Annotated in this window: 18 protein-coding genes; 10 read left to right on the forward strand and 8 right to left on the reverse strand. The window is 51.3% G+C overall.

The window, feature by feature from the left end; translation table 11 throughout:
* Positions 1–71 precede the first annotated feature (71 nt).
* The 4 genes from yebS to HV346_RS13285 all read left to right on the forward strand — a co-directional run bounded on the left by yebS (position 72) and on the right by HV346_RS13285 (position 5819).
* A complete protein-coding gene (gene yebS, locus HV346_RS13270; RefSeq protein WP_181619804.1) occupies positions 72–1355 on the forward strand; it encodes a membrane integrity lipid transport subunit YebS in 1284 nt (427 codons plus the stop codon).
* Positions 1324–3957: a PqiB family protein gene (locus tag HV346_RS13275; RefSeq protein ID WP_181619805.1), complete on the forward strand. Its 2634-nt coding sequence runs from the start codon at positions 1324–1326 to the stop codon at positions 3955–3957. The genes yebS and HV346_RS13275 overlap by 32 nt, the downstream gene beginning before the upstream one ends.
* A gap of 76 nt (positions 3958–4033) precedes the next feature.
* A complete protein-coding gene (rsmF, locus tag HV346_RS13280) occupies positions 4034–5476 on the forward strand; it encodes a 16S rRNA (cytosine(1407)-C(5))-methyltransferase RsmF (protein ID WP_181619806.1) in 1443 nt (480 codons plus the stop codon).
* Between the two features lie 103 nt (positions 5477–5579).
* Complete coding sequence (locus HV346_RS13285; RefSeq protein ID WP_181619807.1) at positions 5580–5819, forward strand: YebV family protein; 240 nt, start codon at positions 5580–5582, stop codon at positions 5817–5819.
* Between the two features lie 34 nt (positions 5820–5853).
* Here the strand turns inward: HV346_RS13285 and pphA are convergent, their stop codons facing one another.
* The gene (gene pphA, locus HV346_RS13290; protein ID WP_181619808.1) at positions 5854–6498 is read right to left on the reverse strand and encodes a protein-serine/threonine phosphatase; all 645 of its coding nucleotides are present in this window, start codon (positions 6496–6498) and stop codon (positions 5854–5856) included.
* Between the two features lie 179 nt (positions 6499–6677).
* On the opposite strand from pphA, the gene HV346_RS13295 reads away from it, so the two are divergent.
* Together HV346_RS13295 and dgcJ are read left to right on the forward strand one after the other, a co-directional pair.
* A complete protein-coding gene (locus HV346_RS13295; RefSeq protein WP_181619809.1) occupies positions 6678–7619 on the forward strand; it encodes a VirK/YbjX family protein in 942 nt (313 codons plus the stop codon).
* Positions 7620–7828: 209 nt separating this feature from the next.
* The gene (gene dgcJ, locus HV346_RS13300) at positions 7829–9343 is read left to right on the forward strand and encodes a diguanylate cyclase DgcJ (RefSeq protein WP_181619810.1); all 1515 of its coding nucleotides are present in this window, start codon (positions 7829–7831) and stop codon (positions 9341–9343) included.
* 449 nt (positions 9344–9792) lie between these two features.
* Here dgcJ and HV346_RS13305 read toward each other — a convergent pair whose 3' ends face one another.
* The 3 genes from HV346_RS13305 to yobA are packed head-to-tail and all read right to left on the reverse strand — an operon-like array spanning position 9793 to position 11393.
* On the reverse strand, positions 9793–10131 hold the full coding sequence (locus HV346_RS13305; protein WP_181619811.1) for a YebY family protein: 339 nt from the start codon (positions 10129–10131) through the stop codon (positions 9793–9795).
* A 16-nt stretch (positions 10132–10147) separates the two neighbouring features.
* On the reverse strand, positions 10148–11017 hold the full coding sequence (copD, locus tag HV346_RS13310; RefSeq protein ID WP_181619812.1) for a copper homeostasis membrane protein CopD: 870 nt from the start codon (positions 11015–11017) through the stop codon (positions 10148–10150).
* A gap of 1 nt (position 11018) precedes the next feature.
* Complete coding sequence (gene yobA / locus HV346_RS13315; protein ID WP_181619813.1) at positions 11019–11393, reverse strand: CopC domain-containing protein YobA; 375 nt, start codon at positions 11391–11393, stop codon at positions 11019–11021.
* 137 nt (positions 11394–11530) lie between these two features.
* Here yobA and HV346_RS13320 point away from each other — a divergent pair, with 137 nt between their 5' ends.
* From HV346_RS13320 to exoX, 3 genes are all read left to right on the forward strand, one after another.
* Positions 11531–11761 carry a DNA polymerase III subunit theta gene (locus HV346_RS13320; protein WP_181619814.1) on the forward strand — a complete coding sequence of 77 codons (231 nt, stop codon included), beginning with the start codon at positions 11531–11533 and terminating at the stop codon, positions 11759–11761.
* 111 nt (positions 11762–11872) lie between these two features.
* A complete protein-coding gene (locus tag HV346_RS13325) occupies positions 11873–12523 on the forward strand; it encodes a carbon-nitrogen hydrolase family protein (RefSeq protein WP_181619815.1) in 651 nt (216 codons plus the stop codon).
* A gap of 24 nt (positions 12524–12547) precedes the next feature.
* Positions 12548–13210, forward strand: coding sequence for an exodeoxyribonuclease X (exoX, locus tag HV346_RS13330; protein ID WP_181619816.1), 663 nt, complete (start codon positions 12548–12550; stop codon positions 13208–13210).
* On the opposite strand, the gene ptrB is transcribed toward exoX, so the two are convergent.
* Together ptrB and HV346_RS13340 are read right to left on the reverse strand one after the other, a co-directional pair.
* On the reverse strand, positions 13207–15267 hold the full coding sequence (ptrB, locus tag HV346_RS13335; protein ID WP_181619817.1) for an oligopeptidase B: 2061 nt from the start codon (positions 15265–15267) through the stop codon (positions 13207–13209). The two genes, exoX and ptrB, sit on opposite strands and share 4 nt — an antisense overlap.
* 85 nt (positions 15268–15352) lie before the next feature.
* A complete protein-coding gene (locus tag HV346_RS13340; protein WP_181619818.1) occupies positions 15353–16003 on the reverse strand; it encodes a tellurite resistance TerB family protein in 651 nt (216 codons plus the stop codon).
* A 181-nt stretch (positions 16004–16184) separates the two neighbouring features.
* Here HV346_RS13340 and purT point away from each other — a divergent pair, with 181 nt between their 5' ends.
* Positions 16185–17363 carry a formate-dependent phosphoribosylglycinamide formyltransferase gene (purT, locus tag HV346_RS13345; protein ID WP_181619819.1) on the forward strand — a complete coding sequence of 393 codons (1179 nt, stop codon included), beginning with the start codon at positions 16185–16187 and terminating at the stop codon, positions 17361–17363.
* Between the two features lie 52 nt (positions 17364–17415).
* Here the strand turns inward: purT and kdgA are convergent, their stop codons facing one another.
* Together kdgA and edd are read right to left on the reverse strand one after the other, a co-directional pair.
* Positions 17416–18057 (reverse strand): bifunctional 4-hydroxy-2-oxoglutarate aldolase/2-dehydro-3-deoxy-phosphogluconate aldolase, encoded by a 642-nt coding sequence (kdgA, locus tag HV346_RS13350; RefSeq protein WP_181619820.1) that lies wholly within the window; start codon positions 18055–18057, stop codon positions 17416–17418.
* Positions 18058–18095: 38 nt separating this feature from the next.
* A complete protein-coding gene (gene edd / locus HV346_RS13355; protein ID WP_181619821.1) occupies positions 18096–19907 on the reverse strand; it encodes a phosphogluconate dehydratase in 1812 nt (603 codons plus the stop codon).
* Between the last annotated feature and the right edge of the window lie 67 nt (positions 19908–19974).

The following is a 19974-nucleotide window of genomic DNA, read 5'->3' on the forward strand; positions in this document are numbered from 1 at the left end:
GCGCTCATGCTCAAGATGATTCCATTCATGAGTTAAGATAACACTTAACAATTCTAATTTATGCGCGACTGATGGCCTTAAAAACACCCAAAATTACGCCGGCAAAAAAAATAACAGTCCATGCGGTCAGCGATGCGCTGCCTCGTGCACATTATCAGCGTTGCCCTCAGTGCGATACGCTTTTTATGTTGCCGAAGATGAAATCGCATCAAAGTGCGTTTTGCCCACGCTGTAACGCCAAAATCCGCGATGGACGTGACTGGTCGTTGACCCGACTCGCCGCCATGGCCGTCACCATGCTGATGTTAATGCCTTTTGCCTGGAGTGAGCCACTGCTCAAACTCTATCTTCTTGGGGTTCGTATTGATGCCAACGTACTTCAGGGAATTTGGCAAATGACCCGTCAGGGCGATCCACTGACCGCAACAATGGTCCTGTTTTGTACTATAGGTGCGCCACTGATACTGGTCGCAGCCATTGCCTATTTGTGGTTTGGCAACATCCTTGGAATGAACTTACGCCCAGTCCTGTTGATGCTCGAAAAACTCAAAGAGTGGGTAATGCTCGACATTTATCTGGTCGGTATTGGCGTCGCATCTATTAAGGTACAAGACTATGCTTTTTTACAGCCTGGCATTGGTCTGATTGCCTTCATCTCACTGGTATTACTTAGCATTCTGACGCTTATCCACCTGAATGTAGAGCAGCTTTGGGAACGCTTTTACCCGCAACGCCCCGCCACACGCCCGGATGAGAATCTCCGCGTCTGTCTGGGCTGTCATTACACCGGCCAGCCTGATGCCAGAGGTCGATGCCCACGTTGCCATATTCCGTTAAGGCTTCGACGCAACAATAGCCTACAGAAATGTTGGGCGGCTCTGATTGCTTCAGTCGTGCTGCTGATACCCGCCAACATGCTCCCGATTTCGGTTATTTACGTTAACGGCGGCAGGCAAGAGGATACTATTCTGTCCGGCATCATTTCGCTTGCCCACAGTAACGTCGCAATTGCAGGCGTTGTTTTCATTGCCAGTATCCTCGTTCCGTTTACCAAAGTAGTGGTGATGTTTACTCTGCTCGTCAGCATTCACTTTAAATGTGAACAAGGGTTACGCACGCGAATCTTGCTTCTGCGGCTCGTGACCTGGATTGGCCGCTGGTCAATGTTGGATTTGTTTGTGATTTCGTTGATGATGTCGCTGATTAATCGCGACCAGTTACTTGCTTTTACAATGGGACCCGCAGCGTTTTTCTTCGGCTCTGCGGTGATTTTGACTATTCTTGCAGTGGAATGGCTGGATAGCCGCTTACTTTGGGATGCACATGAGTCAGGAAACGCCCGCTTCGCCGACTGAAGCGAGAATTAAAACAAAACGTCGTATTTCGCCATTCTGGCTGCTGCCGGTTATCGCCCTGATGATCGCCGGCTGGCTAATCTGGACGAGCTATGAAGATCGCGGTAACACCATCACCATTGATTTCCAGTCTGCTGACGGCATTGTTGCCGGACGCACGCCTGTGCGTTTCCAGGGCGTCGAAGTGGGAACTGTTCAGGAGATAACACTCGGAAAAAGTCTGAATAAGATCCAGGTTCGGGCGAGCATTAAGTCAGACATGCAAGATGCGTTACGTAGCGAAACCCAGTTCTGGTTAGTGACGCCTAAAGCCTCTCTGGCTGGCGTCTCCGGACTTGATGCCCTCGTGGGCGGTAACTATATCGGTATGATGCCTGGCAAAGGTGAGCCTCAGGACCATTTTACCGCGCTCGACACGCAGCCCAAATACCGTCTGAACAACGGTGATTTGATGATCCATCTGCAAGCGCCGGATTTAGGATCTCTCAATAGTGGCTCGCTGGTCTATTTCCGGAAAATCCCCGTTGGGCGTGTGTATGACTACACCATTAACCCAAACAAACAAGGTGTCACCATCGATGTGTTAATCGAGCGACGCTTCACGAATCTGGTCAAAAAAGGCAGCCGCTTCTGGAATGTTTCCGGCGTCGACGCGGACCTCAGCTTAAGTGGGGCGAAGGTCAAACTGGAAAGCCTTGCTGCACTGGTCAATGGCGCAATCGCATTCGATTCCCCGGAGCATTCTGCGGACGCAACGGCTGATGATATTTTCGGGCTCTATGCTGATTTGGCGCACAGCCAGCGTGGTGTGATCGTAAAACTGGTGTTACCCGATGCTAAAGGGTTAAAAGCCGGCTCGACTCCACTGATGTATCAGGGATTACAGGTCGGGCAACTGACCAAAATGACGCTTAACCCTGGCGGTTCTGTATCCGGAGAAATGACCGTCGACCCAAGCGTTGTGGATCTCCTGCGCAGCAACACCCGGTTAGAACTACGTAATCCTAAATTGTCACTGAGCGATACCAGCATCAGCAGTCTTCTCACTGGTAGCACTTTTGAGTTGATCCCAGGTGATGGCGAACCTACCAGCACATTCACAATTGCCCCGGCAGACAAGGCGCTTCTGCAAAAACCAGGGGTTGTGACCGTCACACTCAATGCCCCCGAAAGCTATGGCATTGACGCAGGGCAGCCGTTGATTTTACACGGTGTCCAGGTCGGCCAGGTTCTGGAGCGTACGCTGACAGAGAATGGCGTAACCTTTTCTGTCGCCATCGATCCGCAATACCGTGACCTGTTGCATGGCGACAGCAAATTTGTGGTCAATAGCCGCGTTGACGTTAAAGTCGGGCTAGATGGCATTGAATTTCTTGGCGCCAGCGCCAGTGAATGGGTAAACGGCGGTATTCGTATTCTGCCCGGTGAAAAGGGGCCGCTACGCGAGAATTACCCGCTGTACGCCAATCTGGACAAAGCGGTCGAGAACAGCCTGAGCGATCTACCCACGACCACTCTGACGTTAAGTGCGGAAACACTCCCTGATGTCCAGACCGGTTCTGTTGTGTTGTACCGCAAATTTCAGGTAGGAGAAGTAATTACCGTACGTCCACGCGCGGATGCTTTTGATATCGAACTGAACATCAAACCAGAGTACCGTCATTTATTGACGCGCAATAGCGTGTTCTGGGCTGAGGGGGGTGCGAAAGTGCAACTCAACGGTAGCGGACTGACCGTTCAGGCCTCTCCTCTCTCCCGTGCTCTGCGGGGGGCGATCAGTTTCGACAATCTTAGTGGCGCAGGAGCAAACCTGCGCAAAGGAGATAAACGCATTCTGTTCCCTTCAGAAACGGCAGCACGCGCCGTGGGCGGACAAATTACACTGCATGCGTTCGATGCCGGGAAACTGGCTGAAGGCATGCCAATTCGCTACCTGGGGATAGATATTGGGCAGATCCAAAAGCTGACGCTGATCACCGCCCGCAACGAAGTGCAGGCAACCGCCGTACTGTACCCGGAATATGTACAAACCTTCGCCCGCACAGGAACACGTTTCTCTGTGGTCACACCACAAATTTCGGCCGCTGGCGTGGAGCACCTCGACACTATTTTGCAGCCTTACATCAACGTCGAACCCGGCCAGGGCAATGCCCGTCGCGATTTCGAATTGCAGGAAGCCACCATCACCGATTCACGTTATCTTGATGGCCTGAGCATTGTGGTTGAGGTTCCGGAAGCCGGTTCACTTAACATCGGCACGCCGGTGCTGTTCCGCGGTATTGAAGTGGGTACAGTAACGGGCCTGACGCTCGGTACACTGTCCGATCGTGTGATGGTGGCCTTGCGAATTAGCGAACGTTATCAGCATCTCGTACGTAACAACTCGGTATTCTGGCTGGCATCAGGCTATTCGCTGGACTTTGGTCTGACCGGCGGTGTGGTGAAAACCGGCACATTCAATCAGTTCATCCGGGGAGGAATTGCCTTCGCGACGCCGCCTGGCACACCGTTAGCACCCAAGGCGCAGCCAGGTAAACACTTCCTGCTACTGGAAAGTGAACCAAAAGAATGGCGCGAGTGGGGCACGGCTCTGCCGCGATAATCGACGGGCTCCGGTGTCAACGCACCGGAGCCTTTGTGGTACACTGCGTGCCTGATTTATTCCCTTTGGTGTGCCCGTGGCTCAAAATTCCGTCTTTCTTCCCGATCAATTCCTGGCGCAAATGCGCGAGATGCTTCCTTCTCACCTCTCCTTTGATGATTTTGTTGCGGCCTGCCAGCGCCCGCTACGCCGTAGCATTCGCGTCAATACGCTAAAAATCAGCGTGGAGGCATTTCTGGAACGGGTATCGCCCTATCACTGGCAACTGACACCTGTTCCGTGGTGTGAAGAAGGGTTCTGGATTGAACGGGATAGCGAAGACGATCTGCCATTAGGTAGCACCGCAGAACACCTGAGCGGCTTGTTTTATATTCAGGAAGCCAGCTCCATGTTACCCGTCGCGGCCCTCTTCGCGGAGGGTAATACTCCGGAGCGGGTCATGGACGTAGCAGCCGCACCGGGTTCAAAAACCACCCAGATTGCCGCACGAATGGAAAACCGGGGCGCGATCCTCGCGAATGAATTCTCAGCCAGCCGGGTTAAAGTCTTGCACGCTAACATCAGCCGCTGCGGTATTCACAATGTTGCCCTGACGCATTTTGACGGGCGAGTGTTTGGCGCGGCATTACCTGAAACTTTCGACGCTATTTTGCTGGACGCCCCCTGCTCCGGCGAAGGGGTGGTGCGTAAAGATCCTGACGCACTGAAGAACTGGTCTGCTGAGAGTAATCGGGAGATAGCCGCCACACAGCGCGAATTGATCGACAGCGCATTCCACGCGTTGCGCCCAGGCGGCACGCTGGTCTACTCCACCTGCACCTTAAACCGTGACGAGAACGAAGAGGTCTGCCTGTGGCTGAAAAAACAATACCCGGATGCCGTCGAGTTTCTGCCACTGGGCGATTTATTTAGCTCGGCAAACGACGCGGTAACGCCTGAAGGTTTTTTGCACGTTTTTCCGCAGATCTTCGACTGCGAGGGGTTCTTTGTGGCACGCCTGCGTAAAACCCGCGCGATCCCTCCCTTACCCGCGCCGACATTCAAAGTTGGTAATTTCCCCTTCACACCGCTTAAAGGACGTGATGCCACACAGGCTGAAGTGGCGGCAAACAAAGCAGGAATTGTCTGGAACGAAAATCTTCGCCTCTGGCAACGTGACAAAGAGATTTGGCTTTTCCCGGTCAATATTGAACCGCTCATCGGTAAAGTCCGTTTTTCACGCATCGGCATCAGGCTCGCCGAAGTTCATAACAAAGGCTACCGCTGGCAGCACGAGGCGGTAATTGCATTAGCGGATAATGAAAACACATTCGCTCTGACGCATCAGGAAGCCGAAGAATGGTATCGTGGTCGTGATATTTATCCGGAGAAGGGTCCTTCGCGTGATGAAGTGGTGGTGACGTATCAAGGCTATCCATTAGGGTTAGCGAAAAAAGTCGGTTCACGACTGAAAAACAGCTATCCGCGCGAACTGGTTCGTGATGGTCGCTTGTTTACCGGTAACGATCGCAGCGCATAAAAAAACGCATTTTTTTACTGGCGCTTTTGCTCTCCTTGTCTACGCTAAAAATTGTATGCCTGCACTGGTCATACCAGATTTTCAGCAAAAACCGGAGAGCATTATGACGAAAACCAGCGTGCGAATAGGCGCTTTTGAAATCGACGATGCAGAATTGCGCGGCGAAACACAAGGTGACCGAACGTTAAGTATCCCCTGCAAATCTGATCCAGATTTGTGCATGCAACTGGACGCCTGGGATGCCGAGATCAGCATCCCGGCGATTCTTGATGGCGAACATTCCGTTCTTTACCGTGAACATTACGATCGTAAGTCCGATGCCTGGGTCATGCGTCTTGCCTGACCTAAAGAGAACCCGCCCAAAGGCGGGTTATTTATTACTGTAGTTGCACCAGTGTCAGAACCCCGCCGAAGACCGCCCCGGTATCGATATAATGCAAATTGTTAAAATCATAACGTTTATCGACAGGCGTATGCCCAAACCAAAAGTGATCCGCGCCGCTTATCCCCTGGCCTTTCCCAATCATAAACCCCGTTAATCGCTCACGCTCCCACAACACGCGGTGGGTACTGACGGGTTTGCCCCACGCATACTCCGCAGCAGGGTAATCAGCATGTGCAATCACGTTCAGACCATTTGTACAGGTGATTTCAATAATATGTGGCAATGCCCGACAGGCAGCCAGCAATATGAATGCATGCTGCTTCTTCTCTTCTTCAAGCGCCGCAAACCACTGCCCGCCATTCATCGCCCAAAGAGCAAAGTGATTATTGGCGAGGCTATCAAGTGCCATTTGCTCATGGTTTCCCCGGACGGCACGAAACCATTTTTCATGCATGAGCTCCAGACATTTCACGCTGTCTGGTCCGCGGTCAATGATATCTCCCACGGAAATAAGCAAATCCTCATATGGATTAAAATGACAGCGCTTTAATTCCTCCATCAGCCACTGATAACAGCCATGAATATCGCTGACAACCCAGACGTGCCGCCACTCTTGACCATTGATTCTCTGGTACATAGCGCCTCCTCTAAAGCAGTATAGCTACGCACAAAAGACGCGTTCAGAGCGCTGTTTTTTTGTTGCTTTCCACGAAGCTAAACAAACAGTAAACTAAATGGAAATAAAGATCTCGCCAGTATTAATCCACTTTTGCATGCCCCCTAAAATATACAATGCATAAAATCTGAGGTTCTTACGTGTCAAATACGCGCCTGCAAAACGATGCGCCACATTCGCATCGCACAACTATCATTTCCGATCTGGTGAAAGGTAAACGGGTTCCAGGCCCCATCTGGCAAAAACGCGAATACCGGTTGAAATTCCTTTTACGCTCTTTGCTGTTCTGGTCGTCAACACACCGTATGCTCGAAGCCTTGTCTCGTCGGGATGACTTCGACAAGCTGCTGGCATCGCAAATCACGCTGCCGAGTAAAACGCATCGCCAGTATCTTATGCGCGGTATGAATGCTAACGATCGTGCGGAAGCGATTGTGAGCCACTATGAATGGATTGACTCACTGAAAGATGCAGAGCTTGTCAATGCGCTGACCAGTCCACAAGAGCAGTCTATCGTACAGTTTCACGCCAAAGACGGAGCCTGCTATTCCGTCAACGCAACCAATGCCAGCAAGGCAGAGCGCGAAGGTGAAAGTACATTGTGGCTGCGTGACAACGAAGACACACTGCTTGCGAGCCTCACCTTTAGCGTTGCCCGTGAAAATGGCCAATCCGTACTGATTATAGGCGGGTTACAAGGTCCTCGCCGTAGCGTGTCCCGTGACACCATTAAGCTGGCAACCCGCGACTGTCATGGACTGTTTCCAAAGCGTGTGCTGATGGAGGTCCTTTTCCAGCTGGCAACACTCTCAAACATCAGCGCCATCTACGCGGTGAGTGATGAGGGCCATGTATTTCGTGCATTGCGTTATCGCCTGAGCAAAGGTCGCCATTTCCACGCCAGCTATGATGAGTTCTGGGGTTCCCTCGACGGAAAAAAACTGTCCACTTTCCGCTGGCAATTACCATTGCAAATGGAACGTAAATCCCTCGAAGAGATTGCCAGTAAAAAACGTGCTGAATATCGCCGTCGCTTTGAACTCCTGGATGAGATCGAAGCCGCCATGAAATCGCACTTTTAACCCGGCGTTGTTGCATTTGGCCGCGCGTCTCTGTTGTCTGGAGACGCGAAATTTATCTCCATACTCTTTATTTAATAATAAAAGGGGTGGTTTATAAGAAGTATAAGTTTCTTAATCGACTCCAAAAAACTCCTGATTTACAGAACTTGCCATTATAAATGCTATACTTGAAGGTATTTTAGGGGGGTTCTAAAAGGGAGATAACCATTTTGTCACAACGCAAGTACATTAGCGCAACCATACTTATCATTGTTTGCACAACCTCTATTCTCTCCGCCCTTATTTTACGCGAAGTCCGTAACTTACAAAATTACATGGGCTATATTGCTGAAAATGGTAAATCAGCACTTTTTCATGAAGAGTTCATTAATCAGAATATTGCATTCAGGCTTTCGAGAGCATTCTCGTCGAAAGCACCACTGGATAGTGATACACAAAAAAAACTTGCGGAACTTTGCCACCATGTCGAAACAGTGGGGAGTATTTCTGGATTAAACTTAAAGACAAAAAAAGTTGCGACTCTTGATGGCACTCTGCAGACACGGAACTTATCGTGTGAGCAATGGATTAGCGATATCCCTGCACTTCCGATCCTTCACGAAACTGAGACAAAAACCGCACCTAAATACAGTTTTTCAAATTACACCGGATACGCTTTCAACAACATTCGGTATTATATTGATCTTGCACATAATTATATTTATATCAATCATCTTGTAGACAGCCGCAACTATGCATTTAGCAACTGGTTAGTCGGTGATGGAGATAGTATTAATATTGCGCGTAGTGGTCATACCATCACCATTGATGACTCAGCCCTGAATGACCTTATTCATGGTGAAAATATCGTGTCACATATTTACAAAGATGGCTACACCAGGAAAAATATCATCAGCATGCTCACCCCTGTATTTGTTAATAATACAGTCAAAGGAATTCTTATTACTGATGTTAATATTAACGATCTGGCGACATCATTTAAAACATTCGACCGCCCCTTACTCTGGAAATTCCTTTCTTTATACGTCACTGATAACACAACAGGTGCGGATATTTTATTCCATAAACCCGCGATTAAGTCCATTGATCTAATAAATCATAAAGAAGACATTACAAAATATTATACCCTTCACATAAAACTCGACGCTATATATATCATTATCAGTAACATGTGGTTGGTTGCATTATATTTGCTAAGTACCTGGTTATTAATTCGGTATACCCAAAAACAACTCCTGCGTCATGATTCCCTATCAAGGGATAACATCACTGATGCAATGACCGGACTTTATAACCGAAAAGTTCTGACTACTGAGCTGGAACATAAAATTAATACTCTGATTGAAAAGAATATTCCTGTTACGGTGGTTGCCATTGATAGCGACGGTCTCAAAAAAATTAATGACACCCTCGGGCATCATATGGGAGACAAAGCCATTCAATCCCTGGGCACAGCTCTCGCGCAATCCATTCGTAAAAGTGATTACGGGATACGACTGGGGGGAGATGAGTTCAGCCTGATACTTATCGATTCAACATTATCGAAATCGCGGGATGTTATTTCGCGGGCGCAGGATCATTTGCAGGCTATCGATACGGATAAGATTGTCGCCTTCTCATATGGTAGCTATCAGTTGCACCAGGACGACACCCTGGAAGTCGCCTTCCTGAAAGCGGACGAATTGCTTTATCAGCATAAACGAAATAAGTATGAGGCTCGATAACATGTTGATGACACCATACTCACGCGTCTGTCGGCATATCTTTTGATGCTACGATCAGTCAGCCGCAAAAATTTAACAACGACCCAAAATACCTGGACGCACGCGGTGCAGAGTGTGTTATGGTTTAGAAAGGATATGGAAGTTTCGAGTAACTTTCAGGGGATTTTAAGTTAACACTGAAAAACACTCTGAAAACAGACAAATAAAAAGAGACCGAATACGATTCCTGTATTCGGTCCAGGGAAATGGCTCTTGGGAGAGAGCCGTGCGCTAAAAGTTGGCATTAATGCAGGCTAAAATCGCCTTGCCTCTTAAGAATAGATGACGACGCCAGGTTTTCCAGTCCGCGACAAACGTGGCCTAAAAAAAAGCGTACGATCATCATCAAAACGAAAAAACCGCAGGGCTTTATGTAAGCTGTCTGCGGTTTTTTTATTGGAAACCTGGTACTAGCAGAGTTTTTCGGCACGCTCGATAAATGGAGCCAGACTCATCTTCTGCCCTGGGTTTGCAGGGTCATCAATCTGGATAATGCTGACAGGCTTTCCGCTGCTTTTGCCGCTGGCGACTTGTTGCTCGGCGATGTCATTAATCGGATATTGCACCAGCGTGCTGGGATTTATCGCATACAACGCATGGCCAGGGCGGCAGGTTAACATCACCTCTTCGCGATTGAACGCCCATTTATCTTTACCCACTTCGAAACGGCTAACCGTAATCACCTGCGGCGCAGCCAGGGCGCTGCCTGTACAGGCCAGCAATAAAAGTGTAAGTAGTGTCTTTTTCATATGTTATTTAACCTTATCAGAAGGGTTCCCAGGTTGCGAAAACACTGACGGCTGCCAGCACTATTACCCCAAGCACCACCTCTGCTTGCGTCATCCTGATAAAAATCTGCTGTTCTCGTCCGGCATCCGGACGAAAGCGTGGAACCAAAAAATACCGATTCGCCAGCGCAATTGCCACCATCATTACGACCAGCGCACATTTGAACAACAGCAATTGCCCATATTCTGTTTGCCACGGTACATTCCAGCCGAGAATGAAAAGCGCATTGATCACGCCAGTCAAGATTACACCCGCCACAGCATAGTGGCCTGCACGTGAGAAACGCATCATGGTGTAAATAGCCGCTGTCTGCCAGCGCCCTTTCACATGATGCATACAAAACAGCAAAGGCAGTAACCCACCAAGCCAGGACGCCGCACAAAGCAGATGAATGGCATGGTTAGCACGCTGCAACCCACCCATCATACCGGTATTCATCGCCGCGTGCCCAACACCAGCCAGCAGGATAAACTGCCCCATCGCGAGCAATAGCACTCTCGCACCTTTCTGCGGAGCAAGCCATGCCACGCCAGTCATGACCAGAGCCAGGATCATCTGCCACAGCCAGATACTGCCAAATTGCGTCCCGAGGACACTACGCCAGATATCCGGACGTACCACATCCCCCCAGCCATCCCCCATCTGTCCCCCCTGAAGGGCAAACATCATGATTGCGCTCACCAGCGTGACAACCGCAGCCACTTTTTGCTGTCGCTGAAAGCGTCGCGTCATAAGGCGATGCAGTGAAGACGGCGCGAACCAGGTGCTGTACAGCGCGTTGCCAAAAATCAGCATCAGCGCGCCAAAATGTAAAAAGCGCAACGCCACGTAGCTAAGGGCAAGCATCTTATCTCACGCTAAAGTGATAGCTGCCCTTCGTTTTGTGCCCATCAACAGACACCACATGCCAGTCAACCTGATACGTCCCCGCTTTCAGCGCCTGCTCAAGAGGAACCACGAGCAGAGTTTTGTCTTTCTCATCACGTAAAATCGCCCCGGTTTTGATCTCCTGCTGCTGTTCATTGGTTATGGAGACGCCGCTAAACCCCGGCTCAATACCTTCGGAAAAACTCAGCGTGAGTTTTTGTGGCGGGGACGCAAGCTGGGCATTGGCTGCAGGCTCCTGTTGTTTAAGGTGAGCATGGGCCAGAGCCTGGGGTATCATCGCGACAGAAACCATAAAGGACAGTGCACAAATCAAACGGGAAGAGGAGAAAACCATAGCAATCATTCCTTTTTGTTATGTCTACATGACAGAGGATAACCCTGTATAATAAACGAGTCGAGGAACATCCTGCGTCTTCTTGTCAACGCCGGATAATCACGGTAACGTTGCCGCCGCATAAAAAGGAGAAGGTAATGAAGATCAATCTGGCCACCCTTCCTCAGGACGAGATGGACAAAGTGAATGTCGATCTCGCTGCCGCTGGCGTGGCATTTAAAGAGCGTTACAACATGCCCATCGTCGCGGAAGTTGTGGAGCGGGAACAACCCGCGCATCTGCGTGACTGGTTTCGCGAACGTTTAATTGCACACCGACTCACCTCCGTCACGCTTTCGCGCCTGCCGTACGAACCTAAAGTTAAATAACCTTAACGACTTGTTACACTTCCTTACGCGGTTTATGGCAGGATAGGAAAAACCTGATTTTTTTAAGGTGTATTCTCAAATCCCTGCGACTCTGTGTAAAAGGAAGTCACGATGTCACAATGGAATATTGCTGCTGCCCAGTACGCCAGACAACACCACCGTGTTGATGAGCACGTGGAACACCATCTTCGTTTTATCGCTGAAGCTGCCCGGCAACAGTGCAACTTACTGGTGTTCCCTGAACTGTCGTTGACGGGGCCCGGCGAGTCAACCCTACCCGCCCCGCCCGGCGATCAACAAATCTTCCCTCTGCTTCATGCTGCGCAGTTTCACGATATTACCGTGATTGCCGGGTTAACACTGGAAACTCAAGGACACAGAGAGAAAGGACTCGCCCTGTTTACCCCTTTTCACGATGAAATCCTGCGATACCCTCAAGGAAAGGGGGCGTATCTGACACCTGACGAGCAGCATTTAACCATTGTGGATAGCCAATCTGACTCCCCCAACCTTGATCCGCTGGCTACACTGTTCACCAGCAGCCAGGCCGTAGGTGACAACCGATGGCGTCAGTCCATCAGTACGTTGCAACGTTTCGCGCATAAATATGCTATTGCAGTGTTAATGGCCAATGCGCGTGGCGGTAGCGCGTTATGGGATGATAAAGGCCAACTTATTGTGCGTGCCGACAGAGGTGAACTGCTGTTAACCGGTTCTCTGAACAGACAGGGTTGGCAAGGCGATATCATTCCATTAGGCTAGGCGTTTTATGGTCAGGAGTGATCCATGCTGCGTGTCATCGACACAGAAACTTGCGATCTCCAGGGCGGAATCGTGGAGGTGGCCTCTGTCGACGTTGTTGACGGAAAAATAGTCAACCCGATGAGCCACCTGGTGCGCCCCGATCGTCCGATTAGCCCGCAGGCGATGGCGATCCACCGTATTACGGAATCCATGGTGGCAGACAAACCCTGGATTGAAGAGGTCATTCCGCACTATTACGGCAGCACATGGTATGTTGCACATAATGCCAGCTTTGACCGCCGGGTATTGCCTGAAATGCCCGGTGAGTGGATCTGCACCATGAAACTGGCGCGTCGGTTATGGCCGGGCATCAAGTACAGCAATATGGCACTGTACAAATCCCGTAAGCTCAGTGTGAGAACCCCTGAGGGTCTTCATCATCACCGTGCCCTCTATGATTGTTACATCACCGCGGCATTGCTGATCGATATCATGAACATCTCCGGCTGGACACCCGATGATATGGCGACGATCACCGGACGCCCTGCTTTACTGACGACGTTTACCTTCGGTAAATATCGCGGCGAAGCCGTTTCAGACATTGCCGATAAAGATCCGGGCTATCTGCGCTGGCTGTACAACAACCTCGACAGAATGAGCCCGGAACTTCGCCTGACGCTAAAACACTACCTTGGTGAGGTCTAACGCTCGGCGCGGCCTGGCAGCGTATCCTGTGCCAGGCCTATCAAGAAGGCATACTCCAGAGCGACCCCTTCATAGGATTTAAAGCGCCCTGATTTACCGCCATGACCAGAATCCATGTCCGTACACAGCAGCAACAAATTATCGTCCGTTTTCATTTCCCGCAGTTTCGCGACCCACTTAGCCGGTTCCCAGTACTGAACCTGTGAATCATGCAGCCCGGTCGTCACCAGCAAATGCGGATAAGCTTTTGGCTCCACGTTATCGTAAGGGCTATACGCTTTCATGTAGCGATAATAAGTTTCGTCCTGCGGGTTACCCCACTCTTCGAATTCACCAGTGGTCAGAGGGATGGTTTCATCCAGCATCGTGGTCAACACATCGACAAACGGAACCTGTGCCACAATGCCTTTGAAACGTTCGGGACGTTGATTAATCACCGCCCCCATCAGCATACCGCCAGCACTTCCCCCCATCCCGAAGCACAGGTCTGTATCTCCGTATCCCTGCGCAATCAGGGCATCGCAGACATCGAGATAATCGTTAAAGGTATTTTTCTTTTTCAGAAACTTACCGTCTTCGTACCAGTAGTGACCTAATTCACCGCCGCCGCGAATATGGGCGATAGCAAAAACAAATCCCCGATCGAGAAGGCTGAGCCTGCTGCTGCTAAAATCGGCATCCATACTGGAACCGTAAGAGCCGTAGCCATATACCAGCAGTGGATTTTTACCTTTGTGGAAATGTTCTTTGCGGTACACCAGAGATACCGGTACTTCAGCGCCGTCGCGAGCCGTCACCCACAAATGTTCACTCCGATAGTTTTCAGACTCAAAACCGGCCACTTCAGCCTGTTTAAGCACCCGGCGCTGTCCGGTATCCATATCCAGTTCGAACAGGGTGTCCGGTGTCGTCATTGACGAATAGCCGTAGCGCAATCGCGACGTCTCCGGCTCAGGGTTATAGCTTATCCACGTCACGTACGCCGGGTCATCAAATGCAATCCCGACGACTTCGCGGGTTCTACGGTTAATTTGCCGCAGGCTCGTCAAGCCACGCTGCCGCTCTTCCACCACCAGCCAGTCGGTAAAAAGCGTAAAACTCTCCAGCATCACCTCATCGCGGGCAGGGATTAACACTTCCCATTTTCGTTCATCACGTACTTTGGTTTTATACAGACCAAAGTTTTTGCCTTCGCGGTTAGAACGCAGGTAAAAACTGTGCTGAAAATGATCCAGGCTGTACTCATGATCTTTACGACGTGGCAAGAAACAAAACGGTTGGGCGTCAGGAAGTTCGGCATCAAGTAGCAACACTTCTGAGGTGGTCGCACTGGCCAAAGAGATGATCACATAGTGGCGAGACGTGGTTTTATGCAGGCTGACATAAAACGTCTCGTCTTTCTCCTCATACACCAGCTCATCATTAGCTACAGGTGTCCCGACGGTGTGACGCCAGACCTGGTAAGGCAGCAGTGTCGAAATATGCTTTTTAACGTAGTAGACCGTCCCGGAATCATTTGCCCATACGAAATCCGGCGAGACATTCTCCAGCATTTCAGGATACCAGTTGCCGGTTTCCAGGTGACGAAAACGCAGACCATACTGACGGCGAGACAGGTAATCCTCCGCCAGCGCCATGATGGTATTGTCAGGCGAGACCGACAGCCCGCCCAGGGTATAAAACTCGCTGTGAGCAGCCCGTTGGTTGGCATCAAGCAGCGTGTCCCAGCTATCCCATTCGGCACTTAAAACCGATTGCCGCTGATAGACAGGATATTCATTTCCAGGCTCATAGAGATGGCGATAGCGATAACCATTTTTAGTCCAGGGGGCGGAAATGTCCCGCTGAGGAATGCGCTCAACCATTTCGCCCAGTAATGCATTCTGAAGCGCCTGCTGGCTGGACATGACCTTTCGGCCATATGCATTTTCCTGGTGCAGATAATCAAGCACATCTGGCTGGGAGCGCTCATCGTCCCTCAGCCAGTAATAATTGTCGATACGCGTATCACCATGCGTGGTCATCGCGTAAGGAATACGTCGGGCTTTTGGTGGCATGTCATTTTCTTTTGAGTTTTACACCCTATAAGGGTGGCAAAACCTGCGCATGATGCAAGCGAAACATACCCACTCAGGCCGAAAGTCAGCTCTGTAATGCCTGTTTTTGTTGCTGAATATCCTTTTCTATCCCCTCACGAACATCCTGAGGTATTTTGAGTGCGTCACCCAGCGCATTCAGATAGCTGCGCTCCATAAAGTGATCGATATCGATGGCGGCACAACTGAGAAAATAGAGTTCCAGCGCCTCTTCTTCATTTTTCACACTTTGCGCCAGGCGTGCCGGCTCAAGAGGTTGTTCTATAGCCAGAGCCACCAAGGCTCTGCCCTGCTCTTCAACACCGGCTTCACGGAGCTGCTGTTCAATTGCCGTTCGCTCCTTGTCATCGATATGCCCGTCACTCTTCGCCGCGAACACCAGTGCCTGTATCAACCGTTCGGTTCGCAGATCCAGTGGAGAGGTGTGCTGCCCATAATGAGGCTCATCCTGATGTGCGGTACGGACTCTGTCCTTGTATTTATTCCAGAGAACCGTACCCGCGATCGCACCGCCGCCAGCCAGTAACGCTCCCGTACCATACTTCGCCAGTAATTTTCTGGAGGATTTATTGGCCACCAGCAAGCCCGCCAGCCCACCGAGCGCCCCAGGAACAAGAAACTTACCTAACCCCTGCTCACCCGATGGCCCCATTTTCTGCCCTAACAGCGATTGCAATTGATTCAACCAGTTCGACATGTTTTCCTCACTCTACTGTGCGCAATGTCTAAAGACTAAGCACCGCGGTGTCAGGAAATGTCTGCCATGACAAAAGAAGCGCAAATTTATCGGCTGCAGACCAGTATGGTTGGTTCATCGCGACGAGACATACGCAAACGTTTTCGTTTATACTGCGCGCAACTTTTTCAGGGGGATTGTTATGACTCGTTTAGGAACCGCGCTGCGACCAGCGGCAACACGTGTAATGCTGTTGGGATCGGGCGAACTGGGAAAAGAAGTCGCCATCGAGTGCCAGCGTTTAGGTGTTGAAGTGATTGCCGTTGACCGCTATGCCGACGCACCTGCAATGCACGTTGCCCACCGCGCCCACGTCATTAACATGCTCGATGGCGATGCCTTGCGAGCGCTTATTGAGCTGGAAAAACCCGATTTTGTTGTACCGGAAATTGAGGCGATTGCCACCGATACGTTGATTGCACTTGAGCAGGAAGGACAGCGTGTTGTGCCTTGTGCAAAAGCGGCCAAACTCACCATGAACCGCGAAGGTATCCGTCGTCTGGCAGCGGAAGAGCTGTTGCTGCCTACCTCCGCCTACCGTTTTGCCGATGGTAAAGATGAATTTTTTCAGGCGGTCGCGGAAATCGGTTACCCGTGCATCATTAAGCCCGTGATGAGTTCTTCCGGCAAAGGTCAGAGCTTTATCCGTGACGCAGAAACACTTGATGCGGCCTGGGATTATGCCCAACAGGGCGGGCGCGCAGGTGCGGGCCGCGTCATTGTTGAGGGCGTTGTTAAGTTTGATTTCGAAATCACCCTGCTGACGGTGAGCGCTGTGGACGGTGTATATTTCTGCGACCCCGTGGGCCACCGACAGGAAGAGGGGGATTACCGCGAATCCTGGCAGCCACAGCAGATGAGCGAACTCGCGCTGGAACGTGCGCAGGAGATTGCGCGCAATGTTGTGCTGGCTCTGGGTGGCTATGGTCTTTTCGGTGTCGAGTTGTTTGTTTGCGGCGACGACGTGATCTTCAGTGAGGTCTCCCCTCGCCCTCATGATACAGGCATGGTTACGCTGATTTCTCAGGATCTCTCTGAGTTTGCTCTCCACGTTCGGGCATTCCTCGGCCTGCCCGTTGGTGGCATCCGCCAGTACGGTCCGGCGGCATCTGCCGTTATCCTGCCACAGTTAACAAGCCAAAACGTCACGTTTGATAACGTTGAAAGCGCAGTCGGCGCAGGTTTGCAGGTACGTTTGTTCGGTAAACCCGAAATTGACGGCACACGTCGTCTCGGGGTGGTGTTAGCCACCGGAGAGAGCGTCAGTGATGCCATCACGCGTGCGAAAACAGCGGCGGCATCGGTGGACGTTGCGGGATAAAAAAACGGGCCATATGGCCCGTTTTTCGTTTTGCTTGTTCAGCTAACAAACTTTACTGTTTCGCGCCTTCAACCGCTTCGCGAGCCAGTTTGGTAATCCGATCCCAGTCACCCGCTTCCAGCGCATCGGCCGGAACCAGCCAGGAGCCACCGATGCACAGTACGCTTTTCAGCGCCAGATAATCACGGTAGTTAGCCGGAGAGATACCGCCAGTTGGGCAGAAACGCACCTGTGAGAATGGACCCGCAATAGCCTGCAGCGCTTTTGTACCGCCATTGGCTTCTGCCGGGAAGAATTTGAACTCTTTCAGACCGAAATCCAGACCCAGCATCAGTTCAGACACGGTGCTGATACCAGGGATCAACGGGATCGTACCTTCAGTTGCTGCTTTCAGCAGCGGTTCAGTCAGGCCAGGGCTGATCGCAAACTGCGCGCCAGCTTCGGTTACGTCAGCCAGTTGCTGCGGATTCAGCACCGTACCCGCCCCCACGATCGCTTCAGGAACGTCTTTCGCAATTGCGCGGATCGCGTCCATTGCGCATGCGGTGCGCAGGGTCACTTCCAGAACACGAACGCCACCCGCAACCAGGGCTTTCGCCATCGGTACAGCATGTTCCAGTTTATTCACCACGATCACCGGCACTACCGGGCCAGTTTTCAGGATTGCTTCTGCACTTGTTTTCCAGTTTTTCATCAGAGTTTTCTCTCGCCAGATCGATAAATCTTGTCGTCTTAAAACGTAATACAGGTCGCACCCTGTTCTGCACCGGAGAGTTTCTCACGCAGTGCGCCAAACAGCTCACGCCCCGTGCCAACACGCGACGCTCTCAGGTCAGGAATATGCGGCTTACGGACCGCAAGCTCAGCCTCGTCCACCAGCAGGGTCAATTCACCTGTCTGGCCATTAACGCGGATGATATCGCCATCGCGAACTTTCGCCAGTAACCCACCATCGTAGGCTTCAGGAGTAACATGAATAGCTGAAGGCACTTTACCTGATGCGCCGGAGAGTCGTCCATCGGTAACCAACGCAATTTTGAAACAGCGGTCCAATAATACACCAAGTGGCGGCATAAGTTTATGTAATTCTGGCATGCCGTTCGCTTTTGGTCCCTGATGACGAACCACCACCACGCAATCTTTATCCAGCAAGCCCGCTTCAAACGCAGGCAGTACATCGTGCTGGCTTTCAAAAACAACAGCCGGAGCCTCTACAACCTGGTTAGCAACCGGGACAGCAGAGGTTTTCATGACCGCGCGGCCCAGGTTGCCACTGAGCACTTTCGTTCCGCCGTGGTGAGAGAATGGTTTTTCGAACGTGGCGATAACCTGTGGGTCCAGAGAATCTGTCGCCCCTTCACGCCAGTCCAGCTTGCCATCGTTCAGCCAGGGTTCCAGGGTGTAGCGTTTCAGACCAAAGCCCGCCACGGTGTTAACGTCTTCATGCAGCAGACCGCCTTTCAGCAGTTCGCGAACCAGTACCGGTACGCCGCCTGCCGCCTGGAAGTGGTTGATGTCAGCCGGACCATTCGGGTACAGGCGAGCCATCAGGGGAACCACGGATGAGATATCAGAGAAGTCATCCCAGTCGATCAGAATGCCTGCCGCGCGCGCCATCGCCACCAGGTGCATGGTGTGGTTGGTTGAGCCGCCCGTTGCCAGCAGAGCCACAATGCCGTTGACCACGACTTTTTCATCGACCATTTTGCCCAGCGGCATCCACTCATTACCGTTGCCGGTCAGGCGCGTCACCTGACGGGCTGCCGCTTCGGTCAGCGCCTGGCGAAGCGGCGCATCCGGCTGAATGAAGGAGGATCCCGGAAGCTGCATGCCCATAAACTCCACCACCATCTGGTTGGTGTTGGCTGTGCCGTAGAAGGTACAGGTTCCCGGCGCATGATAGGACGCGGCTTCAGCTTCCAGCAGTGCCTGACGGTCCGCCTTGCCTTCGGCATAGAGCTGGCGAATACGCACTTTCTCTTTGTTTGGCAAACCACTCGCCATTGGGCCTGACGGCACAAAAATGGCAGGCAGGTGACCAAATGACAATGCCGCCATGGCAAGACCGGGGACAATTTTGTCACACACGCCCAGATAAAGCGCACCATCAAACATGTTATGCGATAACCCTACCGCCGCAGACATCGCAATCACTTCCCGGCTGAGCAAGGACAGCTCCATGCCGTCCTGCCCTTGCGTCACGCCATCGCACATGGCTGGCACGCCACCCGCAACCTGACCGACCGCATTCGCCTGATGCAACGCTTTACGGATGATATCCGGATAACCCTCATACGGCTGGTGCGCAGAGAGCATGTCGTTGTAAGAGGTAATGATCGCAATATTGTTACGCAACATGCTTTTGAGTGAGTCTTTATCATCAGCCTGGCAAGCAGCAAACCCGTGTGCCAGGTTACCGCAAGCCAGTTGCGAGCGATGTACGGTGTCGGTCTTCGCCTGTTCGATACGAGCGAGGTAGGCAGAACGGGTCTCTTTCGAGCGCTCGATGATGCGCTGTGTTACGCGTAACAATGTCGGATTCATAAAAGCTCCTCTAATTTATCTGGCCAGGCTCGGGAGTTTACAAAGTGTCTTGCGGTCGTTAACAACG

The sequence above is a fragment of the Enterobacter sp. RHBSTW-00994 genome (genome assembly GCF_013782625.1).
GTDB lineage: Bacteria > Pseudomonadota > Gammaproteobacteria > Enterobacterales > Enterobacteriaceae > Enterobacter.

Coding starts and splice junctions, on each gene's coding strand:
- yebS (WP_181619804.1), top strand. CDS start 72: ATGGCCTTAAAAACACCCAAAATTACGCCGGCAAAAAAAATAACAGTC.
- HV346_RS13275 (WP_181619805.1), top strand. CDS start 1,324: ATGAGTCAGGAAACGCCCGCTTCGCCGACTGAAGCGAGAATTAAAACA.
- HV346_RS13285 (WP_181619807.1), top strand. CDS start 5,580: ATGACGAAAACCAGCGTGCGAATAGGCGCTTTTGAAATCGACGATGCA.
- pphA (WP_181619808.1), bottom strand. CDS start 6,498: ATGTACCAGAGAATCAATGGTCAAGAGTGGCGGCACGTCTGGGTTGTC.
- HV346_RS13305 (WP_181619811.1), bottom strand. CDS start 10,131: ATGAAAAAGACACTACTTACACTTTTATTGCTGGCCTGTACAGGCAGC.
- copD (WP_181619812.1), bottom strand. CDS start 11,017: ATGCTTGCCCTTAGCTACGTGGCGTTGCGCTTTTTACATTTTGGCGCG.
- yobA (WP_181619813.1), bottom strand. CDS start 11,393: ATGGTTTTCTCCTCTTCCCGTTTGATTTGTGCACTGTCCTTTATGGTT.
- HV346_RS13320 (WP_181619814.1), top strand. CDS start 11,531: ATGAAGATCAATCTGGCCACCCTTCCTCAGGACGAGATGGACAAAGTG.
- HV346_RS13325 (WP_181619815.1), top strand. CDS start 11,873: ATGTCACAATGGAATATTGCTGCTGCCCAGTACGCCAGACAACACCAC.
- exoX (WP_181619816.1), top strand. CDS start 12,548: ATGCTGCGTGTCATCGACACAGAAACTTGCGATCTCCAGGGCGGAATC.
- ptrB (WP_181619817.1), bottom strand. CDS start 15,267: ATGCCACCAAAAGCCCGACGTATTCCTTACGCGATGACCACGCATGGT.
- HV346_RS13340 (WP_181619818.1), bottom strand. CDS start 16,003: ATGTCGAACTGGTTGAATCAATTGCAATCGCTGTTAGGGCAGAAAATG.
- purT (WP_181619819.1), top strand. CDS start 16,185: ATGACTCGTTTAGGAACCGCGCTGCGACCAGCGGCAACACGTGTAATG.
- kdgA (WP_181619820.1), bottom strand. CDS start 18,057: ATGAAAAACTGGAAAACAAGTGCAGAAGCAATCCTGAAAACTGGCCCG.
- edd (WP_181619821.1), bottom strand. CDS start 19,907: ATGAATCCGACATTGTTACGCGTAACACAGCGCATCATCGAGCGCTCG.